The organism is Halomonas sp. ISL-56, assembly GCF_018612805.1.
Taxonomy (GTDB): domain Bacteria; phylum Pseudomonadota; class Gammaproteobacteria; order Pseudomonadales; family Halomonadaceae; genus Vreelandella.
Genome location: NZ_JAGGRO010000001.1, coordinates 23,163 through 36,114, shown reverse-complemented (window position 1 = coordinate 36,114; position 12,952 = coordinate 23,163). Strand labels below are relative to the sequence as shown.

15 protein-coding genes are annotated in these 12,952 nt (G+C 55.1%); 11 read left to right on the top strand and 4 right to left on the bottom strand.

The genetic code is table 11. The features are described 5' to 3' along the window. The first annotated feature begins 2 nt into the window (after window positions 1-2). Together J7J49_RS00170 and J7J49_RS00165 are read left to right on the top strand one after the other, a co-directional pair. Window positions 3-872, top strand: coding sequence for a flagellar motor protein MotB (locus tag J7J49_RS00170; RefSeq protein WP_215089232.1), 870 nt, complete (start codon window positions 3-5; stop codon window positions 870-872). A gap of 150 nt (window positions 873-1,022) precedes the next feature. Beyond that, window positions 1,023-1,445 (top strand): OsmC family protein, encoded by a 423-nt coding sequence (locus tag J7J49_RS00165; RefSeq protein ID WP_064234622.1) that lies wholly within the window; start codon window positions 1,023-1,025, stop codon window positions 1,443-1,445. Window positions 1,446-1,636: 191 nt separating this feature from the next. Here the strand turns inward: J7J49_RS00165 and J7J49_RS00160 are convergent, their stop codons facing one another. Next, window positions 1,637-2,056, bottom strand: a complete 420-nt coding sequence (locus J7J49_RS00160) for a PRC-barrel domain-containing protein (protein WP_064234623.1) — start codon at window positions 2,054-2,056, stop codon at window positions 1,637-1,639. Window positions 2,057-2,493: 437 nt separating this feature from the next. On the opposite strand from J7J49_RS00160, the gene J7J49_RS00155 reads away from it, so the two are divergent. Next, on the top strand, window positions 2,494-3,450 hold the full coding sequence (locus tag J7J49_RS00155) for a L,D-transpeptidase family protein (RefSeq protein WP_064234624.1): 957 nt from the start codon (window positions 2,494-2,496) through the stop codon (window positions 3,448-3,450). A 46-nt stretch (window positions 3,451-3,496) separates the two neighbouring features. Here J7J49_RS00155 and J7J49_RS00150 read toward each other — a convergent pair whose 3' ends face one another. Both J7J49_RS00150 and J7J49_RS00145 read right to left on the bottom strand, forming a co-directional pair. Beyond that, a complete protein-coding gene (locus J7J49_RS00150) occupies window positions 3,497-4,165 on the bottom strand; it encodes a 2OG-Fe(II) oxygenase (RefSeq protein WP_215089229.1) in 669 nt (222 codons plus the stop codon). Next, on the bottom strand, window positions 4,162-4,833 hold the full coding sequence (locus J7J49_RS00145; protein WP_215089227.1) for a CoA pyrophosphatase: 672 nt from the start codon (window positions 4,831-4,833) through the stop codon (window positions 4,162-4,164). The genes J7J49_RS00150 and J7J49_RS00145 overlap by 4 nt, the downstream gene beginning before the upstream one ends. A gap of 94 nt (window positions 4,834-4,927) precedes the next feature. On the opposite strand from J7J49_RS00145, the gene J7J49_RS00140 reads away from it, so the two are divergent. Then, window positions 4,928-5,485, top strand: coding sequence for an NUDIX hydrolase (locus tag J7J49_RS00140; protein WP_215089225.1), 558 nt, complete (start codon window positions 4,928-4,930; stop codon window positions 5,483-5,485). Window positions 5,486-5,501: 16 nt separating this feature from the next. Here the strand turns inward: J7J49_RS00140 and J7J49_RS00135 are convergent, their stop codons facing one another. Further along, entirely contained in the window at window positions 5,502-5,813 is a 312-nt protein-coding gene (locus J7J49_RS00135) for a YqfO family protein (RefSeq protein ID WP_064234627.1), read from the bottom strand. 167 nt (window positions 5,814-5,980) lie between these two features. Between J7J49_RS00135 and J7J49_RS00130 the strand changes: the two genes are divergently transcribed. The 7 genes from J7J49_RS00130 to J7J49_RS00100 all read left to right on the top strand — a co-directional run bounded on the left by J7J49_RS00130 (window position 5,981) and on the right by J7J49_RS00100 (window position 12,945). Beyond that, the gene (locus J7J49_RS00130; RefSeq protein ID WP_215089223.1) at window positions 5,981-6,931 is read left to right on the top strand and encodes a sugar-binding transcriptional regulator; all 951 of its coding nucleotides are present in this window, start codon (window positions 5,981-5,983) and stop codon (window positions 6,929-6,931) included. Between the two features lie 180 nt (window positions 6,932-7,111). Next, a complete protein-coding gene (locus J7J49_RS00125; protein WP_215089221.1) occupies window positions 7,112-8,431 on the top strand; it encodes an ABC transporter substrate-binding protein in 1,320 nt (439 codons plus the stop codon). Window positions 8,432-8,498: 67 nt separating this feature from the next. Next, window positions 8,499-9,389: a carbohydrate ABC transporter permease gene (locus tag J7J49_RS00120; RefSeq protein ID WP_064234630.1), complete on the top strand. Its 891-nt coding sequence runs from the start codon at window positions 8,499-8,501 to the stop codon at window positions 9,387-9,389. A 29-nt stretch (window positions 9,390-9,418) separates the two neighbouring features. Continuing rightward, on the top strand, window positions 9,419-10,285 hold the full coding sequence (locus J7J49_RS00115) for a carbohydrate ABC transporter permease (RefSeq protein WP_215089219.1): 867 nt from the start codon (window positions 9,419-9,421) through the stop codon (window positions 10,283-10,285). Window positions 10,286-10,297: 12 nt separating this feature from the next. Then, window positions 10,298-11,449, top strand: coding sequence for an ABC transporter ATP-binding protein (locus J7J49_RS00110; RefSeq protein WP_215089217.1), 1,152 nt, complete (start codon window positions 10,298-10,300; stop codon window positions 11,447-11,449). Next, window positions 11,446-12,117 (top strand): HAD family hydrolase, encoded by a 672-nt coding sequence (locus tag J7J49_RS00105; protein ID WP_215089215.1) that lies wholly within the window; start codon window positions 11,446-11,448, stop codon window positions 12,115-12,117. Before J7J49_RS00110 ends, J7J49_RS00105 begins: the two co-directional genes overlap by 4 nt. A 42-nt stretch (window positions 12,118-12,159) precedes the next feature. Further along, complete coding sequence (locus tag J7J49_RS00100) at window positions 12,160-12,945, top strand: L-iditol 2-dehydrogenase (protein ID WP_064234634.1); 786 nt, start codon at window positions 12,160-12,162, stop codon at window positions 12,943-12,945. Window positions 12,946-12,952: the final 7 nt, after the last annotated feature.

Genomic DNA, 12,952 nt, shown 5'->3' with positions numbered 1-12,952 from the left:
ACATGGCGCAAAAACAGACCAACATCCCAGCCTGGATGATCACCTATGCCGACCTAATGTCACTGCTGCTGTGCTTTTTCGTGCTATTGCTATCGTTTGCTGAAATCGATGCAGAAAAGTTCCGCCGGGTGGCGGACGAATTGTCCAAAGCATTTGGCGTTCAGCGCGAAGTTGAAGCTATGCAAGTACCTATGGGAACCAGCGCGGTAAAACAGCATTTTTCCCCTGCGGTGCCTGACCGCACATTGATAGACGAGGTCCGTCAACAGACGACGCAGCAGAAGCCGCAGTTGGAATCAGTGCGAAACGTATTGGAAACCCAGCGGCACTCGCAAAGCCTCCAATTAGCTCAGAATGTTGAAAAGCTGCTTGAAACATCGTTGCCGGAGGGCGCGGCGGAGATTGATATCGATCAGTTCCGCGTGGTGGTGCGGATTTCCGAAAATGGCACCTTTGGGTCGGGGAATGCCACCGTTACTTCCGCTTTTGAGGACTTATTACAGTCGCTGGCAACCCTTTTGGCCGACGTGCCTGGGACGATTTCCATTGATGGGCATACTGATGATGTGCCTATCCGGACATCCCACTTCCGCAGTAATTGGGATCTTTCGGCAATGCGAGCCGCTTCAGTGGCCAACGTTCTCACTGCAACCGGTGCGCTTGCATCAGAGCGGCTAATCGTTCAAGGCTTCGCGGATACTAGGCCATTGGCCTCTAATTTGACCAACGAAGGCCGTGCCAAAAATCGCCGTGTCGAGCTGATGATCGATCTGGATGCCGCTATCGAAGAGCGAGGCGAGCGCTCGGTGGAGTCATTGCAACCTGTTTCATCCGTCCCTGTTGAGTCTGCCGAGACCTATCCATCGCCCTGATTTGGCATAAGCAGTTCGGCATAAGTAGTTCGGCATAAGTAGTTCGGCATAAACAATGGAATCAGCTACGCTAGTAACTCGGTAATCGTAGTTACCGTGTCTTATCGGAGCTCTATCGATAAGCTAACTATCATAGGAAAGGAGAACAGTATGGATAGTAAAGCAAGTGCACGCTGGGAAGGTGGGTTAAAAGACGGTAAAGGCAATGTGTCTACTGAAAGCGGTGTATTAGATGCGGGCTACTCGTTTAAACAGCGCTTTGAAGGTGAGCCTGGTACTAACCCCGAAGAGCTGATTGGCGCAGCGCACGCCAGCTGCTTCTCAATGGCCCTGTCAATGATTTTGGGCGAGAAAGGCTATACCGCTGATTCTATCGAAACCAGTGCCAAAGTGACCCTTTCCCAAAGCGATGCCGGGTTTGATATCTCGAAAATTCACTTGGACGTTGTGGCTGAGATAAGCGGCGCCGACGATGCCGCTTTTCAGGAAGCCGCGGAAACGGCTAAAGCTAACTGCCCTGTTTCCAAGGTTCTTAATGCAGATATAAGTATGACGGCTAAATTAAAAGGCTGACGATAAGCTTTTTGATAGTTTACATTTTTTAATAGCTTACGTTTTTTAATAACATAAGTTATGGTGCCGCTGCATTGAATGATGTGGCGGCATTTTTATTGTTTTTTTTGATTTTTCAAAGAGTGTTAAATATAGTGCTGGCAATAAAAAAGCCTTGGCAAATGCCAAGGCTTTTCAGAGCTAATTAGCGCTTATTTTTCTTCGCTGCGGTTATACTCTTCAGCGGCTTCAAGTGCATCCTGTGATGCATTAACGGTAATGACGTAATCTTCGCCATTTTCATCTTTGGTTAGTTCAAGAGAGTCCCATTCGATGGCGACATTTTTTTCGCCCATACCGAGGAAACCGCCAACGCCGACGACAACAGCATTAATTTGACCATCTTCATCGATTACAAGGTCAGTAATGGTGCCGATATCTTCATCTTCTTCGACGCTGCTTTTGACTTGGTTGCCGGTTAACGCATCAGAATGGAAAGTACCTGCTGGCGTTTCAGTCAGGTAAGTCGCTTCCATGGTAGTGGTGTTTTCTTCGGCGTTAACAGTGCCTGCGGCGAACATAACGGCCGGTACCATGAGAGTACCTAGAATAGCGGGTTTGATCATTTTCATTTTGCTTGCTCCTTGCGATTTTATCGAGGCGTAACGACTCCGCGTAACAACCCAAATAAATCAATAGCGACGGTGTTAACTTTTCTTTGTGTCAGCGATGTCAACGTCGATGCTATTATTCCTGGTTGTGTTAATTGCGCCTCTGCATTTAATACATGGTATTTAATGCGTTGGCTTAATTAACGCTATCTTGCGCGTCACTGCGCTAAGATAGTTATTAGGTTAGTCGCTGTGCTCAGAAATACAACTGCTCAATGTGAAATTTTTTGGTAACAAGTTCGCTTTGGTCTCACGCCAAGCGGCTACAATGGCCCGCCGTGCGACAGTCTGTCGAGTTGACCTGTTCTCGCCCAGTGTTCATATTCATCTCCAAATGGCTCGCTTTTCATCCCCGTTTTGAGAAAAGTGAGGTCGCATAAAAAGGAGACCCCGTGACCATGACTTCCCACCCATTGCGGTATTTAAAACAGTTCTGCGTCAGCAGTGTTGCGCTTGGCGCGTGGCTGTTAGCCTCCAGCTCGGTGGCTGATGGTAGCGAGCTGCCCAAAGGCCATTTTTTACTGCCTGAAGAGGGCAATATGGTGGGCCAGGTGTATACCGTCACGGCGACCGAAGAGGATACGTTGCTGGATATTGCCCGGGCACACAACGTGGGCTACGAAGAAATTCGTATGGCCAATCCGGATACCAGCCTGTGGGTGCCGGGTGAGGGAACCGAGGTCACGATCCCCGGTCAGTTCATTCTGCCTGATGAGGCGCGAACCGGGATTGTCATCAACGTGGCGGAGCTGCGCCTTTATTATTACCCGGAGGTAGAGGCAGGCGAGACACCGCGTGTTGAGACTTACCCCATTGGTATTGGGCGAGATGCTTATAACACGCCGCTGGGGATTACTGAGACCACCATGCGACTTGAAAACCCGGCATGGTACCCACCTGAGTCGATTCGCCGTGAAGCCGCCGAGCGGGGTGACCCCGCGCCGGCCGTTGTTCCTCCTGGTGCTGATAATCCTCTAGGCCAGTACGCTATTTTGCTGGATATCCCTGGCTACCTGATTCATGGCACAAACCAGCCGGACGGCATTGGTATGCGTGCCAGTCGCGGCTGTATCCGCATGCATCCAGAAGATATTGAGTCCGTCTTCTGGCGGGTACCAGTGGGTACTCAGGTCAATATTATCGATTCGCCGATCAAAGTAGGCTGGAGTGAAAGCGGGAAAAATTACATCCAAGCATTTACCGCTACAGATGAGACCGCTTATGGGATGGATACGCTGCTAAACGTCGTTGGCTTGATTGAGCAGCATGAGGGTGGCCACTCCTCTAGCGTTAATTACGAACAGGTGCGAGAAGTGCTGGAGCAGGCTAACGGACAAATCGTCCCGCTTAGTTAGTCGGTTGGGGTTAGTCTATTGGGGAGCCTGTTGGGTGCCGAAAGCGCTAGCGAGCGGGATCTAGCACGCCACCCAGTGAGGCATTGCGCCTGAACCAGCCGGCGATGCTGGTACGTTGGCAGCGGGTAGGCAGCACTTCGTGGGGAATGGTTTCCGATAAGAAACAGGCGAAAGTGCCTGCTTCGGGTACTACCCGGGCGACTTCCTGGCTGGGGTCGTCCGGGTGGTAAATCACCATTTCACCGCCGCCGTCGCTTGGCCAGTTGGGCGTCAGATAACCGACGGTGGAGATCACACGGTTAGCGCGACCGCGAAAGCTATCCAGGTGGCGCTGATAAAAAGCCCCCGGCGGGTAGTGGGCAAAGTGGGCTTCGTACTCGAATAAGCCCAAAAAAAGCGCATGGTTGAGTGCCTGCTGTAGCTCACTCATGGCGTCCAGGTAACGCCTTTGGGCGGCGCTCTCGCGATCCAGCCAGTGAATAGCGTCGCCACGGATATCTTTACGCAGCAGGTGCTGCTGGCCCCGGCCAATCCCCGCTTCATCCAGACCGTTATAGGCCGCCCGGTGCAGAAGTTCGTGATTTAGCGCCTCGCATAGCCCAAGGTCGATCACCTCGCGGCCCACATACCAGCCTTGTTCAACCAGCGCATCCACAAGGGAGACCTGAGTTGCTGGCTGAAGGATAGGTGACGAAGTAGCAACACTGGGGGTCATTTGCTGGATCTCGATGGCGTCGGGCGAGAAGTGTTCGTAGAGGATTTTGAGAGCCGGCTGGTGCGTTCAGGGTAGTGGCGGAGCGGCCCAGCAGGCCGCTGGTACAAATCAATCGGCATACCAAAACCTTCGGCCAGTAACTCAACTAGCATCATCGCCGAGAGCCCCCAGATGACGTGTCCGTCTACGTGGTAGCTGGGCACGTAGTGGGCAACGCCATCTACGGTAATCACATCGGTATGGGTACGGTGGTCGTCTAAAAAGTGACTCAGCGGTACTTCAAAAATGGCGTCTAGTTCGCCGGGGTCGGCAATCAGCGGTAAATCGGGTGGAATAATGCCGACCCAGGGGGTAACGCGTATACCGTGCAACGAAAGGACATCCGACAGCCGCCCGAGGGGTTGCACCAGACCGGGGTCGAGGGCAATCTCCTCTTCTGCCTCGCGCAGCGCCGTGGCGTAAAGGTCGCTATCGTAGGGCTCGCGCTTGCCGCCTGGGAATGCCACCTGGCCGCTATGGGTGCTCAAATGGCTGGCCCGGCGGGTAAACAGTAAGGTAGGTGCTGGGCGTTCAACAATCGGCAATAGCACGGCTGCTTCGGGCATCACAATGTGATCCAAGCGTTGAGGCGTCAGTTGTTGCAGCTGTTTACGCAGTTTCTCTAACATGGGGCATCCCGTTACTTTGTTCTCTTTTACCCAGCAGCGGTCGTTGACGTCAAGCACGTCGAGGCTTCTATTCACTAGCCGTTGAGAATATGCGATGAACTTTTGCAGCCAATGTGGTGATAAAGTACGTTTTGCCGTCCCGGAAGGCGATGACCGCCCGCGCTACCTGTGTGATGCCTGCGGCACGATTCACTATCAGAACCCACGCATTGTGGCCGGTACACTGCCTGTTAGCGGTAGTAAAGTGCTGCTCTGTAAGCGGGCGATTTCACCGCGCAAAGGCTACTGGACGCTGCCCGCTGGCTATATGGAAAATGCCGAATCAACCCAGCAGGCCGCTTCCAGAGAGACCCGTGAAGAGGCCTGTGCCGAAGTCGAACTGGCTAACCTCTATACCCTGATTGACCTGCCGCATATCAATCAGGTGTATATGATTTTTCGCGCCGAATTAGTCGGTGGCTTCAGCGCCGGGCCGGAAAGCCTGGAAGTCGCGCTGTTTGAAGAGCATGAAATCCCCTGGCATGAGCTTGCCTTCATGACCATTGAACGCACGCTCAAACACTTTTACGCTGACCGCCCCCGCAATGAATTCCCGCTGCATATCAGCATGGTAACGCCTGAAGATCGCGAGCGTTACTTTGGCAGTGCGTAAGACATTAAAGATCGGGTTATAAATCTGCGAGCTGCCATACATCATAAGCGACTTCTTCGTAGGGGTGGGCAAGTTTCAAGGCCGCGATGGCGCCGTGAATATGCGCCTCATCGCACAGCAACTCAACTTTGAACTCTTCGACCGTCTCTAAACTGCCCACTGAGCCGATATGCGGGTGGGCGCCTTCCGTGGGGCGAAACTGCCCCGTGCCACGGGTTTGAAAACAAACGTTTTCGTAGGCTCCCATGTGGCCGGCACCGGCTTCAAACACCGCTTGCTTGACGCTTTCGGCATTTTCTATGGGAACAAAAAAGGCGAGTTTATACATGCTGTACCTCCAAGCGAACAATCCATTTTGTAAAGTGTAACGCTGGCTATGTTAGCGGATAGGCGACTACTGGTCGCGGGCTTAGCTTTGTATGATGATGCTTTTGTGACGTTTATCTACGACGGTTATCTATGACCGTTAGCCACGACTGATACGAGAGCCGCCCTATGGATAAATTTGATGTAAAGCTTGATCAAGCGGCAAGAGCCGCCTGGATGTCCTATGTCGGTGGCATGACTCAGGATGAGATCGCCAGCCAGTTGGGTGTTTCGCGGCCAGGCGTGCAGCGCTTATTGGCGTTAGCTCGTCAGGAAGGGTTGGTAAAAGTGCATATAGATCACCCCATTTCTAACTGTATGGCGCTGGGCAGCGCGCTGCGCGATCACTTTGGCTTGACCTACTGTGAAGTGGTACCCGCCGATAACCATGCCGCTGACAGTGCCGCTTCCTACTTGGCGGTCGCGGCCGCTGAGCGCATTGCGCAACTGGTTGAGCGCAGCGAGCCATTGACGCTGTCGCTGGGCACCGGGCGTTCGGTGCGGGCAGCGGTAGAAGCGCTTAGTCGTGTCGAGCGGCCCCAGCACCGCTTTGTGTCGCTGGTGGGCAATGTCGCCCGGGATGGTTCGGCCAACCGCTACGATGCGGTGATGGTGATGGCGGATAAAACCGGCGGCGAACGCTTCTTATTGCCTGCACCGGTGGTCGCTGAATCACTGGCGGAAAAAGAGGCGATGTTGGCGCAGCGTCTCTTTAAAGCCATTGCTGATGTGGCGCGGGAGTCGGAAGCTGCGTTTATCGGCATTGGGCGCATTGACCGCCAGGCAACACTGTTTCAAGACCACTTTATTAGTGAAAGCGAGCTGGATGAATTGCTGGGCCTAAAAGCGGTAGGGGAGTTGCTTGGCTGGCCGCTTAACCGTGACGGAGAGGTGATTGACTGCTCGATAACGCGGCGAGTCACTAGCCTTCCTCTGGAGCGCTTTGGTAAGCACCACATGGTGGCCATTGCGGGAGGACACGAAAAAGCCTCGGCGATACATGCTGCGCTGCGCGGCGGCTGGCTAAAAGGCTTGGTTACCGACGAAGTAGCCGCACGGCAGATTGTTGAGGCACTATAAGTTGAGAAGGGTTGGCGTGGTAGCGCGTGCACTGCAATATGCGTCAAGAGTGATAAGTTAGCGTAAAGTCTAAGCCAATCGGCTTTGCTTTTTTTTGGCTTACGTACGATCATTTGTTCGATAGATGATCAATAAGATCAAGGCGACAACAATGCCAATACAAGCCCACTAGGAGTTCTTATGCGACTCGCACGTCACTTGCCCGTCTCCACGCTAGCGGCCGCCATTGCCATCTCAGGCCATGCCCAGGCGCAAACTGAAATTACCGTGGCCACGGTTAATAACAACGACATGGTGATCATGCAGAGCCTCACCGAGGCTTTCGAAGAAGCGCACCCCGATATCACCTTGGACTGGGTGGTGCTTGAGGAGAATGTGCTTCGTCAGCGCATGACTACTGATATTGCCACTGGTGGCGGCCAGTTTGACGTCATGACCATTGGTACTTACGAAGTGCCTATCTGGGCAGAGCGCGGCTGGCTGTCACCGCTGAATAGCTTGCCCGACGACTACAACGAAGACGATCTGTTGGCCTCCGTGCGCGATGGTTTGAGCCTGGAAGGCACCCTCCACGCGCTGCCGTTCTACGCCGAAAGCTCGATGATGTACTACCGTCAGGACCTGTTTGAGAAAGCGGGTATTGAGATGAGCGAGCAGCCCACCTGGGAAGAGGTGCGTGAGTGGGCAGGCGAGCTGCACGGCAGCGAAGACGGGTTAGCGGGGATCTGCCTGCGCGGCAAACCTGGCTGGGGCGAAAATATGGCCTTCGTTTCCACCCTGGTGAACACCTACGGTGGCCGCTGGTTTGACGAGGAGTGGAACCCAGAACTCAACTCTGAGGCGTGGGTTAACGCTATCCAGTTTTATGTCGATTTACTCAATGACTACGGCCCGCCAGGCGCAAGCTCCAACGGCTTTAACGAGAACCTGGCACTGTTCTCTCGTGGTAACTGTGCGATGTGGGTGGACGCCACCTCCGCAGCGGGCAAACTGTATGAAGGCAATGAATCCGATGTGGCGGACAGCTTAGGCTTTGCCCCGGCACCGGTGGCTGAGACACCTAAAGGTTCACACTGGTTATGGTCATGGGCGTTAGCGATCCCGGCTTCTTCAGAGAACCAGGAAGCGGCGCTTGAGTTTATTACCTGGGCCACTTCGCAAGAGTACATTGAACTGGTCGGTGAAACCCAAGGCTGGACCAGCGTGCCGCCAGGCACCCGTGAGTCGACCTACGCCAATGAGCAGTACACCGAAGCAGCCCCCTTTGCTGACTTCGTGCTAAAGGCTATTCAGGATGCCGACCCCACCGACTCTACCCTGGAGCCAAACCCCTACGTGGGTGTTCAGTTCGTCGGCATTCCAGAGTTTCAGTCGATCGGCACCCAGGTTGGCCAAACCATTGCCGCGGCGCTAACCGGTGACACCACGGTGGAACAGGCGCTAGACAGTGCCCAGCGCGCCACTGAGCGCACCATGCAGCGGGCTGGTTATCTAGACTGATGGCCGCAATGCCTGCCTTGACTAGCCAGGCAGGCATTGTCCCCACACTGTTTCTGCAGGTATTCCCATGACTAAAACTCGCGCTTCCGGCCGTACCGTCGGCGGGCTACGGACGCTGTCGCTGCAAGCGCCGGCCGTGACGCTACTGCTGCTATGGATGATTGTGCCGTTAGGCATGACGCTATGGTTCTCCTTTCAGTATTACAACCTGCTAATGCCCGGTATGACCGGCTTTGCCGGGTTGGAAAACTATCAATACCTTCTCACTGACCCAGCCCTTTGGGCCGCCATGGGCAACACGCTGCTGCTGGTGGGCTGGGTGCTGGCGATTACCATAGTAGGTGGCACCCTACTGGCGGTGCTGTTCCAGCAGGAATTCGCCGGGCGCGGGATCGCGCGCGTGCTGGCGATCTCGCCATTTTTTGTGATGCCCACCGTGAGTGCGCTGGTGTGGAAAAACATGATGATGCACCCCTCTAACGGGGTACTGGCGTGGCTTGCTGAGTCCATCGGTCTGCCAGCTGTCGACTGGTTCTCCTCGCTGCCGCTGACCTCGATTGTGATCATCGTGGCCTGGCAGTGGCTACCGTTTGCGCTGCTGATTCTGCTCACTGCGATGCAGTCGCTGGATGAGGATCAAGTGGAGGCCGCCAGAATGGATGGGGCAGGGCCAGTGGCGATCTTCTTCTTTATTACGCTGCCGCACCTAAAGCGTGCCATCAGCGTGGTGATCATGATTGAGATGATCTTCCTGCTGACTATTTTTGCCGAGATTTTTGTCACTACCTCCGGTGGCCCAGGCTTGGCGACCACCAATCTGGCCTACCTGATTTACATTCGTGCGCTGCTGGATTTTGACGTCGGCACTGCCTCCGCCGGTGGGGTGATCGCGATCATTCTCGCCAATATCGTGGCGATCTTCCTGGTCCGTATGGTGGCCAAAAACCTGGAAGAGTAGACCGGCACTTGTCTCCTGGGAGTACTTCGATGACAACATTAAGTTCCAAAACCGCAGCGCCCCGATCAGTGTCGGGATGGCGGTCGGCGCGAAGCAAGCGAGCCATCATAACGGTGCTGGGCTGGATGGTAGCGTTGGTGATCTTCTTTCCGATTTTCTGGATGATCCTAACCGGCTTTAAAACCGAAACCGCGGCGATTGCCGATCCCACGCTAATTTTTTCGCCTACCCTGGAAAGCTATCAGGCGGTACATGCACGTTCGGGCTATACCCGATTTGCACTCAACAGCGTAGCGGTAGCATTTGGCTCGACGTTCTTCGCACTGCTGATTGCGATTCCCTCAGCCTACGCCATGGCCTTTCTGCCGACTAAACGCACTAAGGGCACCTTGCTGTGGATGCTCTCAACCAAAATGCTGCCCTCGGTGGGTGTGCTGGTGCCGATTTACCTGATCTTTCGCGACGTTGGGCTGCTCGACACCCGCACCGGGCTAATTATTGTCTATACGCTGATGAATCTACCGATTGTGGTGTGGATGCTTTACACCTTTTTTAAAGATATGCCTAAAGACATTCTTGAAGCGGGGCGGATGGACGGTGCCTCGACGCTGCAGGAAGTGTGCTTTCTGCTGCTGCCGCTAACGCTGCCGGGCATCGCCTCAACGGGCCTGCTCTCGGTGATTTTGAGTTGGAACGAGGCATTCTGGAGTCTCAACCTAACGACCTCAAAAGCCGCGCCGTTAACCGCTTATATCGCCTCCTTCTCAAGCCCTGAGGGGCTGTTCTGGGCCAAGCTGTCAGCCGCATCCACCATGGCCATTGCGCCCATTTTGATACTCGGTTGGATGACCCAAAAACAGATGGTACGTGGCCTGACCTTTGGCGCCGTCAAGTAAAGGATATTCCTCATGGCAACACTACAACTGCACAATATTACCAAGCGTTTTGGCGACACCGAGGTGATCAAGGGTATCGACCTTGAGGTCAATGACCGCGAATTTGTGGTCTTCGTTGGCCCCTCCGGCTGCGGTAAATCGACGTTGATGCGCATGATTGCCGGGCTGGAAAGTGCGACTGACGGCGATATTTTGATCGACGGCCAGCGGATCAATGACGTCGGCCCCGCCGATCGCGGCCTCGCCATGGTGTTTCAGAGCTACGCGCTCTACCCGCATATGACAGTAGAGGGCAACATGGGCTTCAGCATGCGTCTTGCGGGCGTACCCAAAGAGGAGCGCCGGGCCAAGGTGCTGGAAGCAGCCAAAATTCTGCAGCTAGAGCCGCTGCTGGATCGCAAGCCCAAAGCACTTTCCGGCGGTCAGCGTCAGCGGGTGGCGATCGGCCGCGCGATTGTGCGTAACCCCAGTATCTTCCTGTTCGACGAGCCGCTTTCCAATCTGGATGCCGCACTGCGGGTGCAGATGCGCATTGAGCTTGCGCGCCTGCACGACGAGCTTGACGCCACCATGATCTACGTTACCCACGACCAGATCGAAGCGATGACCATGGCGGATAAAATCGTTGTCCTCCACGACGGTGTGGTCGAGCAGGTGGGCTCACCCATGGCGCTCTACCACCATCCGCGTAATCGCTTTGTGGCGGGATTTATTGGCTCGCCGAAAATGAATTTTCTACCGGTAACGTTGACCGGAGTGTCGCCTAGCGGGGTGGTCATTCGATTACCTGGCGGCGGCGAGCGCAGTGTGCCGGCCGAGGGGCAGCACCTGGAAGCCAATGCCCCCCTTGAGCTGGGTGTTCGCCCCGAACACTTAGTGCTCGATGAGCAGGGGCCGTTGAGTGGGCAGATCAAAGTGCTTGAGCGCCTCGGCGGTCAAACCTCGCTCTACGTCCAAATGGACGATGAACTCATCACTATTATGGCCGATGGCGATGTGGCCTACCGGGTCAACGATACGGTGCGTTTTGGTTTTGCCCCCGAGCGCGCCCACCTGTTTGACGCTGGCGGCCTGGCTCTGCCGAGCCTGCAACAGCACCCGTTGGCAGGGCTAACCCGTCACGATAACCGCGCCCCTGGCTCGCCTTCTGAGGAGCCCGCATGAGGACACTTATCTTTGACTGTGATGGCGTGCTGGTCGACAGCGAGGCGCTGGCGGAAGGCACGTTGGTGGAGTACCTCTCCCGCTGGCTGCCCGATCTGAATATCGACCAGGAGCTGGGTCAAGCGCTAGGTATGACTACAGCGGCTATTCTCGCTCATCTCGAAGCATTAAGCGCTCACACGCTGCCACTGGATGCCGCCGAGCAGGTGGATACCGCCATTGAGGCGCGCTTGGAGAGGGAACTCAAAGCCATCGAGGGAGCCGATAAGGCGATTCGTGGCATTAGCCTGGAAAAGGCCGTGGTTTCCAACAGCCGCCGTAGCCGCGTGGTGGCATCACTGGCGAGCACGCGCTTGGCCGAGGCGTTCGGCGAGGTACCCATTTTTACCGCTGAGCAAGTCGCCAACCCCAAGCCTGACCCTGCGCTCTATCGCTTGGCAGCCTCTCAGTTAGGCCAAGTGCCGCGAGATTGCCTGGTAGTGGAAGACAGCGTGGCCGGCGTCACCGCCGCCCATGCCGCAGGGATGTGTGTGATTGGTTTTGTCGGTGCTAGCCATGTGGATGCAGAGCAATCGGCGCGCCTTACTCAAGCCGGTGCCTGGCGCATTTTAGAGCATATGCACGGCCTGGAAGCCTTGGTGGATGAGTGGCAAAGCAGAGGCCAATAACCTGCCTAATACAGCATTCTATGTAACAGTGAGAACATTAAGATGAAACTAAACAATAAAATCGCGGTGATTACCGGAGGCGCTCGGGGTATCGGTTTAGCCATTGCCCAGCGCTATTTAAGCGAAGGCGCCAGCGTGGTGGTGGCCGATATTGATAGTGCTGCCATTGAAACCGCCGTGGCAATACTGGGCCAGCAAGCCCGCGCTGAAAAAGTCATGGGCATTGAGCTGAACGTCTGCCACCAAGCCTCAATTGACGCCATGGTGGACGCAGTAACCCGCCGTTTTGGCGGCATCGATATCTTAGTTAATAACGCCGCTATCTTTGATATGGCACCGGTGCTTGAGGTGACCGAAGCGAGCTTCGACAAACAGTTTGCGGTGAATACCAAAGGCATGTTTTTTACCCTGCAGGCGGTGGCCCGTTCGATGGTGAACCGCGGGCAAGGCGGCAAAATTATCAATATGGCCTCCCAGGCAGGTCGCCGCGGTGAAGCGCTGGTAAGCGTTTACTGCGCCAGTAAAGCCGCGGTTATCAGCCTGACCCAATCCAGCGGTTTGGATCTCATCAAACACCGCATCAACGTCAACGGCATCGCCCCCGGCGTGGTGGATACGCCGATGTGGGAAGAAGTCGACGCGCTGTTTGCCCGTTATGAAAACCGCCCGCTTGGCGAGAAAAAACGACTGGTGGGCGAAGCGGTGCCGTTCGGGCGTATGGGGCTACCGGAGGATCACACCGGTGCGGCAGTGTTTTTGGCCAGCCAGGACAGTGACTACGTGGTCGCCCAGACGCTTAATGTCGATGGCGGCAACTGGATGAGCTGAGGTCTCT